Origin of the sequence: Microbaculum mangrovi, from assembly GCF_051390635.1 — a bacterium.
Taxonomy (GTDB): Bacteria; Pseudomonadota; Alphaproteobacteria; order Rhizobiales; family Tepidamorphaceae; genus Microbaculum.
In genome coordinates this window covers 243,140-257,509 of record NZ_JBPODT010000001.1, presented here as the reverse complement: position 1 = coordinate 257,509, position 14,370 = coordinate 243,140, and the positions used below count along the sequence as shown (strand labels likewise).

The window sequence follows — 14,370 nt, the reverse complement described above, 5'->3', positions numbered from 1 at the left end:
CCAAACCACGGCATTCGCATACCCCGTCCTCCGGGCGTCGCCAATGCCGAACGCTCGGTCCGTGTCCGCTGACACTTGCCGCGGACGACAGTCTAGTGCCAAATGCAAGCGGGGAAAACACCCGTGAGACGGCGTGTTAATACATCGTTAACGATGGAGGCTGAGCGTGGCGCGGGCTGGCGCTGACAGGGCGGTTTCGTCGCAACTCACCCGGGCGCAACGAAGCTATCTCAGGCGCGGCATCGGGCAGCCGGGCGGCAAATTGCCGTTGTTCGGTCCGGACGGGCGCCAGATCAACCATCAGACGATCCGCGCGTGCATCGATAGCGGCTGGGCCGAGCCCTGGTTCAACAACCCGATCAAACCCGATTGGCTCGTCTGCCGGCTGACCGACGCCGGATACCGGATTCTCGGGGAAAATCCCCCCGAAAGCGCCCTATGAGCCAATAGGCCCGAGTCTATACGATCGGATTAACCCATCCTTATCAGGCGGCCGGCATTCTGCGATGCAGCAATGCGGGCGTGCAGGCGCCCAGGAGAAGGAGCCGCACATGGGCCAGTTCGTCGACCCCTACTTCGTCAACCAGACGCCGGCAACGCATGAAGCCCCCGTCGATCTCGTCCATCTGGCCCGCCACACCTTCGGCGACGCCGACCTCGAGCGCGAGGTGCTGCAGCTTTTCATGACCCAGTCGCGCATCTACCTCAATCGGCTCAAGGAAGCGCGCGACGTCGAGAACTGGCGCCGGGCCGCCCACACGATCAAGGGATCGGCTCGCGGCATCGGCGCGTGGGCGGTGGCCGAAAGGGCGCAAACGGCCGAGCTTCTTGGCCACAATGTCGACGAAGAGCGTTGCAGAATGGCCATTGCCGCGCTCGAACGGGAAGTTGACGCCGCCAACGGCTACATCCGGAGCCTTTTCGTCGAGCACTGAGGGCCAACCCGGCCTGCGACCCCGCGGGGGCTGGCGTGGACGGCTGTCTTCGCCTATAGGGGCCTTTCGCGCCGTGTTTCCGCCGGCGCATCGAGATATCTCCGCAGGAAACCCGCTTTCAGGCCGATCAGACCGTACCCATGCCCAAAATCACCTATATCGAGCACAACGGAACCGTCCACGATGTCGAGGGCGACGTCGGATCGACGGTCATGGAAACGGCGATCCGCAACGCGGTGCCCGGCATCGAGGCCGAATGCGGCGGTGCGCTCGCCTGCGCGACCTGCCACGTCTATGTGCGCGAGGACTGGTTCGAGAAGACCGGCGGCCCCTCCGAGATGGAGGAGGATATGCTCGATTTCGCGTATGAAGTCCGCCCGACCAGCCGGCTGTCCTGCCAGATCAAGGTCACGGAAGACCTCGACGGCCTGGTCGTCGACGTCCCCGAGCGGCAGGGCTGAGCGTCCGCTTCCGCTTCGAGGCGGTCCATTTTCGCACGGTTTTTCCGTCGCATTCCGGCGTTTTTGACAGATCGCAAGGCAATCTGTAACAAGCACCGGCTTAATGTCCCCTGTCGGCTTCGAGACGGCCATCCAATCGAGAGGGAGACGACATGAAGCTTATCGTCACCGACTGTGAAGGTCGTGAACACGTCCTCGAGGCGCTCGAGGGCTGGCGGGTCATGGAAGTGATCCGCGACTGGGGCATTCCGATCAAGGCGGAATGCGGCGGTGCCGGCATCTGCGGCACCTGCCACGTTGAGGTCGAGGCGGAATGGCTCGACCGGCTTTCCGAACCCAATGACGAGGAGCTGGACGCCCTCGACAAATTGGCGACGGCGACGGAAAACTCCCGGCTTTCCTGCCAGATCCTGATGAACGACGACCTCGACGGCCTGCGCGTCAGCCTCACCGCCGAGGCCGGCTGCGAGTCAGAGGAGTCGGCGGCGACCGAGGCCGCCTGACGCTATCCGCCTGACCCCATCAACCGGGGCGGCCATGCTGCCGCGGCGGGCAACCGGGAAACACAGTCCCCGCATCCCGCCGCGTTTCAGAATCAGGTTCCAAAATTTCCTAGTACATTGAATTTGCTCGGTTTTTCTTGAGTTCGCCGGTTGCCCGGCCAGGGCCGGCCGCGCCATATTCGGCGCGGTCAGTCTCGAGGTCCGGCACGGGCAAACGCACATGGGCAAACTCAAAACCTTTCCCGTCTCGGCGGTCGTCGACGGTCGCCGGGTGATCATCGCCGGCAATGGCGAGGCGGCGGCGGCGAAGCTGCGGCTGCTTGCCAAGACCAGCGCCGCGATCGAGGTCTACGCACCCCGGCCGGAGCCGGCGCTGGCGTCGCTTCTCGCGTCGGTTCCGTCGTCGCATCGTCGGGTCTGGCCGGACAAAAGTCGGTTCGCCACCGCCACGCTCGCCTTCATCGCCACCGAGGACGAAATCCGCGACCGCGCGCTGGCCGGTCTGGCACGGGCGGCCGGCGTTCCCGTCAACGTCGTCGACCGGCCGGAACTGTGCGACGTGCTGACGCCGGCGATCGTCGACCGCGCGCCGGTGACGATCGCGATCTCGACCGAGGGCGCCGCGCCGGTGCTGGCCGGCCTGCTCAGGGCGAAGATCGAGGACATCCTGACGCCGGGCACCGGCCTTCTGGCGACGCTCGCCGGGGAGCTGCGCGGCCGGGTGGCGGCGCTGCTGCCGCCGGGCCGGGCGCGGCTCGACTTCTGGCGGGCCTATTTCACCGGCGAGGAGGTGGCGGGCGCCGCCGCGAACGGCGCGGCCGCGCTGCGCCGAAGCGTGGCGAAATTTCTGGATTCCCAACGGCTTGGCGAGCCCGGGCAGGGCTTCGTCTGGCTCGTCGGGGCCGGGCCGGGGGCGGCCGACCTGCTGACGCTGCGCGCCCGGCGGGTGCTGGCGCAGGCTGACGTGGTGGTCCATGACGGCCTGATCGAGCCCGAGGTGCTGGACGTCGTGCGCCGCGACGCGCGGCGGATCGACGTGGGCAAGCGCAAGGGCAGGGCCAACGCCTCGCAGGCCGAGATCAACGCGATCCTGATCGCCGAGGCGAAGGCCGGACACAGGACGGTGCGACTGAAGGCCGGTGATCCGATGGTCTACGGCCGGGCCGGGGAAGAGCTCGCCGCGTTGCGGGAGGCAGGCATCGCGCACGCGGTGGTGCCGGGCATCACGGCGGCGCTGGGGGCGGCGGCCGATACGGCAACCCCGCTGACCCATCGCGCGCATGCGTCCGCGCTCGTCTTCGCTACCGGCCACGTCGCGCAGGGGGGACATGCGGCACCGGGCGCGGATGGGCGAGACTGGGCCGGGCTCGACTGGGCCGGGCTCGACTGGGCCGGGCTCGACTGGGCCGCGCTGGCCCGGTCCGACGCGACGATCAGCCTCTACATGGCGCGCAGCGTCGCCGACGAGGTCGCCAACGCGCTGATATCACACGGCCTTTCGCCCGATACACCGGTCGCCGCGGTCGAGAACGCCTGCCGGCCGCACCAGCGGCGGTTCTTTGGGCGCCTGGACCGGCTGCCGGCGCTGGCGGGGCGGGGCGACGTGACCGGGCCCGTGGTCATCTTCGTCGGCCGCGCGGTGGCCGAAGGCGACTGGGCGGAGGCCGAAAGTTTCGCGGCAAAGGCCGCCCTGGCGGCGTGAGACGGGACAGAGGAGGACGATAATGGCATATGCAAGCAATTTCCGCGTGCTGACCGCGAACCGCCTGGCCGACGGCCGCGTCGTCTATCTCGGCGATCGCGACTGGACCGCCGATCTCGGCGCGGCGCGGCTGGTGCAGACCGACGCCGATGCCGAGATCGCCGAGCGGGCCGGCCGGGAGGCGGTGGCCGCGCGGCTGGTGGTCGAGCCCTACCTGATCGACGTCGAGGCGGAGGACCGCGGCGTCCAGCCGGTGCGGCTGCGCGAGCGCATCCGCGCCAGCGGCCCGACGACGGGCAATGCGGTGGCAGGCAACGCGGCGACAGGCGCCGCGCGGAAAACGGCCTGAGGGCCACCGCGATACCAGACCGGACGGCCGCCGTGGCGGTGTCCCGATCGGCATCGCTGCGAACGGCGGACCTCCAAGAGCGAAGAAATCGATGTACCGCTACGACGAATTCGACCACGCCTTCGTGCGCGACCGGCTGGAGCAGTTCCGCGACCAGGTGAACCGGCGTCTCGCCGGCGACCTCACCGAGGAGCAGTTCAAGCCGCTGCGGCTGATGAACGGCGTCTACCTGCAGCTCCACGCCTACATGCTCAGGATCGCCATTCCCTATGGCACCCTGTCGGCCCGTCAGCTGCGCAAGCTCGCCCATGTCGCGCGCACCTACGACAAGGGCTACGGCCACTTCACCACGCGCCAGAACCTGCAGTTCCACTGGCCGAGCCTAAAGGACATCCCGACGATCCTGGAGGAGCTGGCGGAGGTCGAGATGCATGCGATCCAGACCTCGGGCAATTGCATCCGCAACGTCACCACCGATCACTTCGCCGGGGCGGCCGCCGACGAGGTCGCCGATCCGCGCCCGTGGGCGGAGATCGTGCGACAGTGGTCGTCGCTGCATCCGGAATTCTCGTTCCTGCCGCGCAAGTTCAAGGTGGCGGTGACCGGGGCGGCGCGCGACCGCGCGGCGATCCGCGTCCACGACATCGGGCTGGAGCTGCGGCGCGGACCGGACGGAGGCATCGGTTTTCGCGTCTTCGTCGGCGGCGGCCTGGGCCGCACGCCGATGGTCGGCCGGGAAATCCGCGATTTCGTGCCGGAAAACGCGCTGCTTGCCTATCTCGAGGCGATATTGCGCGTCTACAACCGCTATGGCCGGCGCGACAACAAGTTCAAGGCGCGGATCAAGATCCTCGTGCACGAGCGCGGCATCGAGGAGATCCGCGCAGGCGTGGAGGCCGAGTTCGAGACCCTGCGCGGCGGCGCCCTCGACGTGCCGGCGGAGGCGCGCGAGCGGATCGCGGCCTATTTCGCCCCGCCGCCCTTCGCCGACCTGCCGGCCAGGAGCGCGGCGCTGGAAGCGGCCTGGAAGGCCGATCCGAAGTTCGGGCGCTGGATCGCGCGCAACACCCATCCGCACAAGGTTCCCGGCCATGTCTCGGTGACGATTTCGCTGAAGCCCGTCGGCGGCGTGCCGGGCGACGCGACCGCGGCGCAGATGGACGCCGTCGCCGATCTCGCCGAACGGTACGGGTTCGATGAGATCCGGGTGAGCCACGAGCAGAACCTGATCCTGCCGCATGTCCGCAAGGACGACCTGTGCGCGATCTACGACGGCCTCGTCGCGGCGGGGCTGGCCACCGGCAACGCCGGCCTCGCCACCGACATCATCGCGTGCCCCGGCCTCGACTATTGCGCGCTCGCCAACGCCCGCTCGATCCCCATCGCCCAACGGTTGTCCGAGCGCTTCGCCGACGCCGACCGGCAGGCGGAGATCGGCGACCTCAGCCTGAAGATCTCTGGCTGCATCAACGCCTGCGGCCACCATCACGTCGGCCACATCGGCATTCTTGGCGTCGACCGGAAAGGCGAAGAATTCTACCAGATCACGCTGGGCGGTGCCCCCGGGGGCGAGATTTTCGGTGCCGAGAACGGAGCGGGTGAAACCGGGGCCGGCGGGACCGGGGGGGCGGACGCCGCCATAGGCCAGATCGTCGGCAAGGGGTTTTCCGCCGACGATGTCGTCGATGCCGTGGAGACCATCGTCGACACCTATCTGACGCTGCGCGAGGGCCGCGAGGAAACCTTCCTGGCCGCCTGGCGCCGCCTCGGCAACACACCCTTCCAGGAGGCGCTCTATGGTGGACGATCCTAACCCCGAGCAGCGTTCGGGCGGGCGTAATGGGGCCGCACCCGGCGGGGCCGCGCCCGGCCACACCGCGCCCGGCCGCGCCGCCTGGCCCGATGCGGCGGCGCTCGACCGGCTTTTCGCCGGCGCCAGCGCCGAGGACCTGATCGCCTATGCGGTCAGGGACCTGGCGCCGGGGCGGGCGGCGGTGGTGTCGTCGTTCGGCGCGGATTCGGCGGTGCTCCTGCACCTCGTCTCCAGGGTGGCACCGGATACGCCGGTGGTCTTCATCGATACGGCCAAGCATTTTGCCGAAACGCTCGCCTATCGCGATACGCTGGCCGAACAGCTGGGCCTCGTCGACATTCGCTCGGCGACGCCGCAGCCCGGGCGGCTCGCGGCCCTCGATCCCGATGGCGATCTTCATGGCCGCGCCGCCGATCTGTGCTGCCGTATCCGCAAGCAGGAGCCGCTGGACGCCGCGCTTGCCGGCTTCGACGTCTGGATCAACGGGCGCAGGCGCGATCAGACCGCCTACCGCGAGGCGATGCCCGTGGTCGAGCGCGACGGCGACCGGCTGAAGATCAATCCGCTGGCGGGCTGGGCGGCGTCCGAGATCGCCGCCTATCGCACGATCTACGCGCTGCCGCGGCATCCGCTGGCGGGAAAGGGATATCCGTCGATCGGCTGCGCGCCGTGCACCAGCCCGGTCGCCGACGACGAGGACGCGCGCGCCGGGCGCTGGCGCGGGCGGGACAAGACCGAGTGCGGCATCCACATCGCCCGCAACGGCGAGACGGGGCGCGTGCTGCGGCCGGTGCGGGGCAGAGGACAGGACGGAGACGGGGTGCCGGGGCACAAGTCATGACGACAATCGACATCTGGACCCGAGAGGGATTTGTGGCGGACCGCTTTCGCCGCTTGGGCGACGACGAGGCGCTGCCGGAGACCGGCTCCGTACTGGTTCCGGCGTCGCGCTGGCAAAGCCTCGAGGGGGGCGAACATCGCGATGGCTGCGAGATCGGCGTCGAGCTGTTGCCCGAGGTTCCGGTGGAGGACCTTGTGCCGCACCTGGACCGGATCGCGATGATCGCGCTCAATTTTCCTGCCTTCACGGACGGTCGGGCCTATTCGAGTGGCCGTTTGCTGCGCGAACGCTTCGGTTTCACCCGGGAAATCCGGGCGACGGGCGACATCTTGCTCGACCAGATTCCGTTCATGCTGCGTTGCGGATTTTCCGCCTTTGCCATAAGTCACGGTCCGACTCGCCGCGCACTCGCGGACGGGCACTGGCCCGAAGTGCCGATCTACCTGCAGCCCGTCGGGCGGCAGGAGGCGCCGGGCACCCGGCCGTGGATGCGTCTCAGCCGCTAGTGTCCCGTATTCGACGTTCGTCTTGTTGGTCGGCAACCACCGCACGAACTTCGAATTCGACAGGGACACCAGCCAGTTTGTGAATTTGGTGTGGTTTTCGGATCTGACGTCCGTCGCCGAGTCCGCTGAACGCGATGTGACGACCGTCAAATCCGCCACTCGACCGAAGGCATATTGATTTCATGACGGACACCATTTCCACCGACGTCGCCATCATCGGTGCCGGGCCGGTCGGCCTGTTCGCCGTGTTCGAGCTCGGCCTGCTCGACATGAAGTGCCACCTGATCGACATCCTCGACAAGCCGGGCGGCCAGTGCGCCGAGCTGTATCCGGAAAAGCCGATCTACGACATTCCGGCCTGGCCGGTGATCTCCGGGCAGGAGCTGACGGACAAGCTGATGGAGCAGATCGAGCCGTTCGGCCCGACCTTCCATTACGGCCACATGGTGGAGACGCTGGAGCGGCTGCCCGACGGCGGTTTCCGCGTCGGCACCGATCAGGGGGTGATCATCGAGGCGAAGGTGGTGGTGATCGCCGCCGGCGGCGGCAGCTTCCAGCCCAAGCGCCCGCCGATCGGCGGCATTGAGGCCTACGAGGGCACCTCGGTGTTCTACTCGGTGCGGCAGATGGAGGCGTTCCGCGACGCCAACCTGGTGATCGTCGGCGGCGGCGACTCCGCCCTCGACTGGACGCTGAGCCTGCAGCCGATCGCCAGGCGCGTCACCCTGATCCACCGCCGCGACGCCTTCCGGGCGGCGCCGGACTCGGTCAACAAGATGCGCGCGCTGGTGGAGGCCGGCGAGATGGACCTGGTGCTCGGCCAGGTGACGGACCTGAAGGGCGAGAGCGGCCAGCTCAGCGAGATCACCGTCACCGACCTGGAAAAGGCCGAACGGGTGATCGCCTGCGACCGGATGCTGCCGTTCTTCGGGCTGACGATGAAGCTCGGGCCGGTGGCCGACTGGGGCATCAATCTGCACGAGAACCTGATCCCGGTGGACACCGAGATGTTCTCGACCTCGGAACCCGGCATCTTCGCCATCGGCGACATCAACTGGTATCCGGGCAAGCTGAAGCTGATCCTGTCGGGCTTCCACGAGGGCGCCTTGATGGCGCAGGCCGCCTACCGGATCGTCTATCCGGACAAGCGGCTGGTGTTCCAGTACACCACCTCGTCGACCAGCCTGCAGAAGAAGCTGGGCGTGGCGGGCTGAGCCCGGCGGCGGTTCCGGCCAACCCCGCCATACGGCACGCGATGCCCGGGTCACGCCCGGGCATGACGCGGGACTGGTGAGGGCACGGGGTTCGGCGCGCCGGGCTCTGGCGCATCGGTGCCGGCCCCTGGGGGCCTGGGCTACTGGCTTGGGGCAAGCCCGGAGCACGCGGCCTGTGATTGGGGCTCGGCCGTGCCATCCGGACAGCCTCGTGTCCCGGACCTGATCCGGGACCCATGCGGCCGCTCCGCGCGGCGCTTCGATAGATGTTGAAAGCCTGGCCGGCCGGCAACTGCCCGCCGCCCACCCCACGGCCCCACACGTCATTGCCGGGCTTGACCCGGCAGCCCCGGGCGTATGGCATGGGGGGATCAAGCGCGAGGACGCGATGGCCGTCTATGTCGACGAGGCGATCTGGCACTGGCACGGCCGCAGGTGGTGCCACCTGCTTGCCGACAGCGAGGCGGAGCTGCACCGCTTCGCCTTCTCCCTCGGCGTCCAGCGCTCGTCCTATCAGGGCCCGCCGCGCACGGAAAAGCCGCATTACGACCTGACCGCCTGGGAACGCCGCCGCGCGATCAGCCGCGGCGCCATCCCCTGCGACCGCCAGCAGATCATCGCCGTGTTGCGGCAGGTTCGGGGGCAGGTCCGGGGGCGGGTTCGGGGGCGGGCGCCGGTGGCGGCTGATATGGCGGCCGGGTGATGCGGCCTCAGTAGCTCGCCGGCACGAACAGGGCGATGAGGTTGATATTCTCGATCTCGACGTTTCCGCCCGCTTCCGTGCACATCAGGTTGACCGCGACGGGGCCGGCCGCCGCGACCGGCAGCGGGCGCGTCAGGCTCACCGTCACGTAGCCGGTGCCTTCGTTCAGGCTCGTGTTCAGTCCCGACGTCGTGCCGTCGACGATGGTGCAGCCGTGGATGCTGCCCGGGTTGATGTGATGGGCATTGAAGCTGGCCGTTGCGACGACGGTTCCCGGCCCGGGCGCGGTGAGGGAGAGCGAGAAGACGGTCTCGTAGGTGCCGGTGAGAGGGACCGGGGTGAGGGAGAACTTCGAGGCGACGCCGGCCGGCTTGGCGGACTTGTGCAGGTGCTTCGCTTTGACGGTGTTCTTCCTGATCTTGTTGCCGGTGACGGCGCTCTTGCCGATGTCCTTCTTGCCGACGCAGCCCTTGCAGGCAAGGTCGGTCGCGGTCTGGGCCACGGCGGGAGACCCCAGCCCGGCCAGGGCGACGGCGGCGGCGAACGCAATCCGGATTCGTGCAGTCACGGGCATGGCTCGTATCGATCCCTCGAATGAAATCGCATCTCGACAGCGGTGGACGCTTTTGAGATCCGACTGGTTTCCCTAAAACGCCCGGCGGTGATACGCGCGTCCGGTTTCATCGGGATTTCCGGTCTGTTTCGGTCCGGTTTCGGTCGTGCAGGTGCGTTTTTTGCTCTCGCGCGGCGGGACTGGCGGCGCTATCGTCCGCAGCCTGTTGGGCCAGTGCGGGTCACCGGCATGATACGTTTCCTCGTCGCGATCCTCGCCGGCATCCTCGGCGCGGGCCTCGGGCTGGTCGCCGGCTGGTTCGTCGGCGAGATCCTGGCGCGCCTGTTCGACGTCTCCTGCTTCGAGGGGGCGTGCGGCTATTTCGTCGGACTGATCGCCATCGTCGGCGGCCTGGTCGGCCTTGTCGCCGGGCCCCTGATCGCGCTCGTCGCCGGCCGCCGGCGCGCCGGAGGTCCGGCGCAAGCGGATGCCGCCGCGCCGGGCCGGAGCGGGGCGAAGACGGCGGGCCAGTTCGTCGGCGCGATCGCCGTAACCGTCGCCCTGGCGGCGGGGGGAACCTGGCTCTACGCGTGGCTCGGCGACGACAGCCTGGGCGGGCCCAACCGGGCGCCGCCGCAGCTGCACTATGAGATACGGTTTGGCGCCGGGACCGCGCTGCCCGACAGGGCGGCGGGCGTTGACGTTCAGCTCGACACCGAGAAGAACCAGGCCTGGGGCGACCTGTTCGACGACTGGAACCGGCGGGACGGCGACCGGCCGATGATCGCCGGCTTCTTCGAGCTCTATTTCCGGGCGCGTTCCCGCGTGCTGTCGGTCAAGCTGCCCGAGGGGCCGCGCTACATCTTCGTGCTCAAGCTGCCGCGCGCACCGGGGCACATGGCGGCATACACCGACTGGCATCCGGCCGACGCCGTCGACGAGGGCGGCAGCGCGCAGCCGCGCGCGGCAACCGGCGAGGAGGGCGTCGATATCCGCTACCGCGTCGTCTACGCCGGCGAGGACTAGGGCATTTCCGGTCGGAACGGCGCCCGCCGGGCCGGGACCGGGCCTAGACGTTCAGCAGCAGGTACTCGCGTTCCCAGCTCGAGATGACGCGGTTGTAGAGCTGCCATTCGAGCCGCTTCACCTCCAGGAAGGCGTCGACGAAGCGGCTGCCGAGCACCTCGCGCAGGGGCTCGCTGGCCGACAGCATCGCCAGCGCGTCGTGGTGATGCAGCGGCAGGCCGAAGGGCAGGGTGTGGGCGTCGATGGTGACGACGGGGCCCGGCTCGATCTTCTCGCGCAGCCCCAGCAGGCCACAGGCCAGCGTCGCGGCGAAGGCAATGTAGGGATTGGAGTCGACGCCCGGCACGCGGTTCTCGACGCGGCGGGCGGACGGCGGTGAATCCGGCACGCGCAGGCCGCAGGTGCGGTTGTCGTGGCCCCAGTGGACGTTGATCGGGGCGTCGGATTCGAGCCGGATGCGCCGGAACGAGTTCACATTCGGGCAGAACAGCGGCATCGCCGAGGGCACGTAGCGCTGCAGGCCGGAGATGTAGTGGAACAGCGTCGGCGCGTCTTTGCCGTCGTCGTCGACGAAGATGTTGCGGCCGTTGTCCGCGCGCACGATCGACTGGTGCACGTGCATCGCCGAGCCCGGCTCGTTCTCGTGCGGCATCGCCATGAAGGTGGCGTACATGTCGTGCTTCAGCGCCGCCTTGCGCACGGCACGCTTGAACAGGAACACCTGGTCGGCCAGCTCCAGCGGGTCGCCGTGCAGGAAGTTCATCTCGAGCTGGGCCGGGCCGGCCTCGTGCGCCATCGTGCCGATCTCGATCCGCGACTCCTCGCAGTAGGCGTAGATTTCCTCGACGACGGGATCGAACTCGTTGGCCGCCTCGATGCCATAGGCCTGGCGACCGGATTCCTTGCGCCCCGAGATGCCGACGGGCGTCGTCAACGGAATGTCCGGATCGGTGGATTTCTCGACGAGATAGTATTCGAGCTCGGGGGCGACGATGGGCGTCAGGCCCTGGTCGGCGTAGAGCTGGAGGACGCGCTTGAGCACCGAGCGGGGGGCGAAATCGACCAGCGTGCCGTCGTTGTAGGTCGTGTCGCAGATCACCTGCGCCGTCGGCTCCTGGTACCAGGGCACGATGCGGACCGTGCCGACATCGGGGATGATGCGGATATCCTGGTCGGTTTCCGACTGGATGCCGCCTTCCTCGGCCGGATCGCCGGTCACCGCCTGCAGCAGGATCGTCTCGGGCAGGCGCAGGCCTGAGTCCAGGTTGCGGATGAAATCCTCGCGCGGAACGATCTTGCCGCGCATCATGCCGGTCATGTCCGGCACCAGGCATTCGACCTCGTCGATATTGCGGCCGCGCAGCCAGCGCACGATATCGTCCTTGGTCTTCGGTGTTTCGCTTGGGTCGCTATCCATGGGAACTCCGGACGATTGATGACGCAGGCGGAAGGTCGCCCGCTCCGTCTTAGCCATGCCTCGGGGGAGCGGGCAAAGGAAATCTGCAGGCAAACGGATCAAAGGCCATGGGTTTCTACGTCGACAGGATCGCGCCGCGGCTGACGCATCTGTGCTGCGGCAGCCGCCGGATCGCCGAGCAGCGCGGGCTCATCGTGCCGCAGGCCGAGGGCGTTGTCGTCGAGATCGGCTTCGGCTCCGGCCACAATCTCGGCTTCTACCGCAAGGGCAAGGTGACGCAGGTCGTCGGCGTGGAGCCGAATGTCGGGATGCTGCGGCTGGCCGACAGGAACCTGGCCGCCGCGCCGGTGCCCGTCGAGTTTCACCAGGGGGTCGCCGAGGACCTGCCGCTGGAGACCCATTCGGCCGACACCGCCGTGCTGACCTACACGCTGTGCTCCGTCGCCGAGCCGGCGCGGGCGCTGTCCGAACTGAGGCGCGTTCTGAAGCCGTCGGGCAGGCTGCTGTTGCTCGAGCACGGCCGCTCGGACGAGGCCGGCGTGGCGCGCTGGCAGGACCGGCTCGATCCGGTCTGGACCGTCTGCGCGGCGGGCTGCCACATCAACCGGCCGACGCGCCAGGCGGTGGAGGCGGCGGGCTTTTCGATCGAACAGCTCGACACCTTCTACCTGCGTGGCGCCCCGCACGTCGTCGGCTTCCACTCCCGCGGGATCGCCGTGCCGCGCTGAAGCGGGCGGCGGGGCTAAGGCGTTGGCCGGCGGCGCCTTCCACATCGGGGGCAGCACTACGCGGATGTGCTGTATGGGTCCCGGATCAGGTCCGGGACACGCGTTTGTTCGCGGGGCACGGCCGGGCCCCAAAATACCGGCCGCGTGCTCCGGGCCTGACCCGGGGCCCAGGGGCGGAGCCCCGCGGCCCCCGCCTACATCGTCGTGCCCGCCCCACCCTTCGAGACGCGGCTTCGCCGCTCCTCAGGATGAGGGCTTTGAGAGGGCGCATCACGGGCCTTTGCCCCTCCGCTCCTTCCCGCGAAGGCGGGAATTCGGCAGCCGCAATTCCGTGTCCTCTCCATTCACCCGTCGTGCCCGGCAATGACGTAAAGGGCGCAGGGGCGAGGCGCAGGCTCAGCCTTCCGCATCGGGGGCTGCCTGCGGCGAGGGGCCGAATGGGTCCCGGATCACGTCCGGGACACGAGGCTGGTCGGGTGGTACGGCCGTGCCCAATAGCAAGGCTAGGTGCTCCGGACTTGATCCGGAGCCCAGGGGCGGAGCGGAAGACTCGCGCCTCGGGCCGAATTGCTGTGTTCCCTCCACTCCTACGTCATGCCCGGGCGTGACCCGGGCATCTCGTGCCGCACGCCTGAGATTGCCGGGTCAGGCTCGGCAATGACGTAAAGGGGCGCGCGCTTGGCGGAGCCGATTGCCGTATCGGTGGCAATGCCTGCCGAGAAGCCGCGCCGAGAGGCCACATGGGGCCCGGATCACGTCCGGGACACGCGTTTGTCCGAGGGGCATGGCCGTGCCCCGATCTCAGGCCGCGTGCTCGGGGCGTGACCCGGAGCCCATCGCGGCGGGTGCCGACGGCGTATCCGGTATGCGGACCGTCCTCTGGACAAATGCGATGGAAATCTACTATTAGGCGTTATCGGAAATCAGTTTCCAATAATTCGTGTGTTTGAATGCGATATTGGAAAATCATTCCAAAGGGTCCGCCTATGCTCGACCGTATCGACCGCAAGATCCTGGCCGTCCTGCAGGAGGACTGCACCATGCCCGTCGCCGAGATCGGCAAGCGGGTGGGCCTGTCGACGACGCCGTGCTGGCGGCGCATCCAGAAGCTGGAGGAAGAGGGCGTCATCCAGAAGCGGGTGGCGCTGGTGGATCCCAAGAAGGTGCGCGCCGGCGTCACCGTGTTCGTGGCGATCCGCACCAACCAGCATGCCGAGGAGTGGCTGGGGAAGTTTGCCGACGCCGTCACCGACCTGCCCGAGGTGGTCGAGTTCTACCGGATGAGCGGCGACGTCGACTATCTGCTGCGCGTCGTCGTGCCCGACATCGAGCACTACGACGTCTTCTACAAGAAGCTGATTTCGCGGGTGGCGCTGACCGACGTGTCGTCGAGCTTCGCCATGGAGCAGATCAAGTTCACCACCGCGCTGCCGCTGGAGTTCGCCGCCGAGGACGGGCGGTAGCGCGCGCCGGGATTCCGGAGACGCTCGGTCCGGCGGCACGGCCGTGGCTGATAGCAAGGCCGCATGGGTCCCGGATCACGTCCGGGACACGCGTTTGTTCGGGCGGCTCGGTCGACCTCCAATCACAGGCCGCGTGCTCCGGGCTTGACCCGGAGC

At 68.4% G+C, this 14,370-nt stretch carries 16 protein-coding genes; 14 read left to right on the top strand and 2 right to left on the bottom strand.

Annotated elements, in window-relative coordinates:
- Positions 1-166 precede the first annotated feature (166 nt).
- The 11 genes from ACSF9G_RS01270 to ACSF9G_RS01220 all read left to right on the top strand — a co-directional run bounded on the left by ACSF9G_RS01270 (position 167) and on the right by ACSF9G_RS01220 (position 9,027).
- Complete coding sequence (locus ACSF9G_RS01270) at positions 167-442, top strand: hypothetical protein (protein WP_436637434.1); 276 nt, start codon at positions 167-169, stop codon at positions 440-442.
- A gap of 109 nt (positions 443-551) precedes the next feature.
- Positions 552-935 carry an Hpt domain-containing protein gene (locus ACSF9G_RS01265; RefSeq protein WP_436637432.1) on the top strand — a complete coding sequence of 128 codons (384 nt, stop codon included), beginning with the start codon at positions 552-554 and terminating at the stop codon, positions 933-935.
- A gap of 140 nt (positions 936-1,075) precedes the next feature.
- Positions 1,076-1,396 (top strand): 2Fe-2S iron-sulfur cluster-binding protein, encoded by a 321-nt coding sequence (locus tag ACSF9G_RS01260; RefSeq protein WP_436637430.1) that lies wholly within the window; start codon positions 1,076-1,078, stop codon positions 1,394-1,396.
- Between the two features lie 152 nt (positions 1,397-1,548).
- Positions 1,549-1,899: a 2Fe-2S iron-sulfur cluster-binding protein gene (locus ACSF9G_RS01255; protein ID WP_436637428.1), complete on the top strand. Its 351-nt coding sequence runs from the start codon at positions 1,549-1,551 to the stop codon at positions 1,897-1,899.
- A gap of 220 nt (positions 1,900-2,119) precedes the next feature.
- Positions 2,120-3,601, top strand: a complete 1,482-nt coding sequence (cysG, locus tag ACSF9G_RS01250; RefSeq protein ID WP_436637426.1) for a siroheme synthase CysG — start codon at positions 2,120-2,122, stop codon at positions 3,599-3,601.
- Positions 3,602-3,623: 22 nt separating this feature from the next.
- Positions 3,624-3,950 carry a DUF2849 domain-containing protein gene (locus ACSF9G_RS01245; protein WP_436637424.1) on the top strand — a complete coding sequence of 109 codons (327 nt, stop codon included), beginning with the start codon at positions 3,624-3,626 and terminating at the stop codon, positions 3,948-3,950.
- 91 nt (positions 3,951-4,041) lie between these two features.
- Positions 4,042-5,763, top strand: coding sequence for a nitrite/sulfite reductase (locus tag ACSF9G_RS01240; RefSeq protein ID WP_436637422.1), 1,722 nt, complete (start codon positions 4,042-4,044; stop codon positions 5,761-5,763).
- The gene (locus ACSF9G_RS01235; RefSeq protein ID WP_436637420.1) at positions 5,747-6,604 is read left to right on the top strand and encodes a phosphoadenylyl-sulfate reductase; all 858 of its coding nucleotides are present in this window, start codon (positions 5,747-5,749) and stop codon (positions 6,602-6,604) included. The genes ACSF9G_RS01240 and ACSF9G_RS01235 overlap by 17 nt, the downstream gene beginning before the upstream one ends.
- Positions 6,601-7,110: a DUF934 domain-containing protein gene (locus ACSF9G_RS01230; protein ID WP_436637418.1), complete on the top strand. Its 510-nt coding sequence runs from the start codon at positions 6,601-6,603 to the stop codon at positions 7,108-7,110. The genes ACSF9G_RS01235 and ACSF9G_RS01230 overlap by 4 nt, the downstream gene beginning before the upstream one ends.
- Positions 7,111-7,292: 182 nt before the next feature.
- Complete coding sequence (locus ACSF9G_RS01225; protein ID WP_436637399.1) at positions 7,293-8,324, top strand: NAD(P)/FAD-dependent oxidoreductase; 1,032 nt, start codon at positions 7,293-7,295, stop codon at positions 8,322-8,324.
- 388 nt (positions 8,325-8,712) lie between these two features.
- Positions 8,713-9,027: a DUF4031 domain-containing protein gene (locus ACSF9G_RS01220; RefSeq protein WP_436637397.1), complete on the top strand. Its 315-nt coding sequence runs from the start codon at positions 8,713-8,715 to the stop codon at positions 9,025-9,027.
- A gap of 7 nt (positions 9,028-9,034) precedes the next feature.
- Here the strand turns inward: ACSF9G_RS01220 and ACSF9G_RS01215 are convergent, their stop codons facing one another.
- A complete protein-coding gene (locus ACSF9G_RS01215) occupies positions 9,035-9,595 on the bottom strand; it encodes a hypothetical protein (RefSeq protein ID WP_436637395.1) in 561 nt (186 codons plus the stop codon).
- A gap of 234 nt (positions 9,596-9,829) precedes the next feature.
- Between ACSF9G_RS01215 and ACSF9G_RS01210 the strand changes: the two genes are divergently transcribed.
- On the top strand, positions 9,830-10,606 hold the full coding sequence (locus ACSF9G_RS01210) for a hypothetical protein (RefSeq protein WP_436637393.1): 777 nt from the start codon (positions 9,830-9,832) through the stop codon (positions 10,604-10,606).
- A gap of 43 nt (positions 10,607-10,649) precedes the next feature.
- Here ACSF9G_RS01210 and ACSF9G_RS01205 read toward each other — a convergent pair whose 3' ends face one another.
- Complete coding sequence (locus ACSF9G_RS01205) at positions 10,650-12,023, bottom strand: glutamine synthetase family protein (protein ID WP_436637391.1); 1,374 nt, start codon at positions 12,021-12,023, stop codon at positions 10,650-10,652.
- 107 nt (positions 12,024-12,130) lie between these two features.
- On the opposite strand from ACSF9G_RS01205, the gene ACSF9G_RS01200 reads away from it, so the two are divergent.
- Together ACSF9G_RS01200 and ACSF9G_RS01195 are read left to right on the top strand one after the other, a co-directional pair.
- Positions 12,131-12,751, top strand: coding sequence for a class I SAM-dependent methyltransferase (locus tag ACSF9G_RS01200; RefSeq protein ID WP_436637389.1), 621 nt, complete (start codon positions 12,131-12,133; stop codon positions 12,749-12,751).
- Positions 12,752-13,737: 986 nt separating this feature from the next.
- Positions 13,738-14,214: an Lrp/AsnC family transcriptional regulator gene (locus tag ACSF9G_RS01195; protein ID WP_436637387.1), complete on the top strand. Its 477-nt coding sequence runs from the start codon at positions 13,738-13,740 to the stop codon at positions 14,212-14,214.
- Positions 14,215-14,370: the final 156 nt, after the last annotated feature.

Excerpts from the sequence above, each read along its gene's own strand:
- ACSF9G_RS01200 (WP_436637389.1), top strand. The coding sequence starts at position 12,131 with ATGGGTTTCTACGTCGACAGGATCGCGCCGCGGCTGACGCATCTGTGC.
- ACSF9G_RS01235 (WP_436637420.1), top strand. The coding sequence starts at position 5,747 with ATGGTGGACGATCCTAACCCCGAGCAGCGTTCGGGCGGGCGTAATGGG.
- ACSF9G_RS01205 (WP_436637391.1), bottom strand. The coding sequence starts at position 12,023 with ATGGATAGCGACCCAAGCGAAACACCGAAGACCAAGGACGATATCGTG.
- ACSF9G_RS01195 (WP_436637387.1), top strand. The coding sequence starts at position 13,738 with ATGCTCGACCGTATCGACCGCAAGATCCTGGCCGTCCTGCAGGAGGAC.
- ACSF9G_RS01220 (WP_436637397.1), top strand. The coding sequence starts at position 8,713 with ATGGCCGTCTATGTCGACGAGGCGATCTGGCACTGGCACGGCCGCAGG.
- ACSF9G_RS01245 (WP_436637424.1), top strand. The coding sequence starts at position 3,624 with ATGGCATATGCAAGCAATTTCCGCGTGCTGACCGCGAACCGCCTGGCC.
- ACSF9G_RS01230 (WP_436637418.1), top strand. The coding sequence starts at position 6,601 with ATGACGACAATCGACATCTGGACCCGAGAGGGATTTGTGGCGGACCGC.
- ACSF9G_RS01240 (WP_436637422.1), top strand. The coding sequence starts at position 4,042 with ATGTACCGCTACGACGAATTCGACCACGCCTTCGTGCGCGACCGGCTG.
- ACSF9G_RS01260 (WP_436637430.1), top strand. The coding sequence starts at position 1,076 with ATGCCCAAAATCACCTATATCGAGCACAACGGAACCGTCCACGATGTC.
- ACSF9G_RS01265 (WP_436637432.1), top strand. The coding sequence starts at position 552 with ATGGGCCAGTTCGTCGACCCCTACTTCGTCAACCAGACGCCGGCAACG.
- cysG (WP_436637426.1), top strand. The coding sequence starts at position 2,120 with ATGGGCAAACTCAAAACCTTTCCCGTCTCGGCGGTCGTCGACGGTCGC.
- ACSF9G_RS01225 (WP_436637399.1), top strand. The coding sequence starts at position 7,293 with ATGACGGACACCATTTCCACCGACGTCGCCATCATCGGTGCCGGGCCG.
- ACSF9G_RS01210 (WP_436637393.1), top strand. The coding sequence starts at position 9,830 with ATGATACGTTTCCTCGTCGCGATCCTCGCCGGCATCCTCGGCGCGGGC.
- ACSF9G_RS01255 (WP_436637428.1), top strand. The coding sequence starts at position 1,549 with ATGAAGCTTATCGTCACCGACTGTGAAGGTCGTGAACACGTCCTCGAG.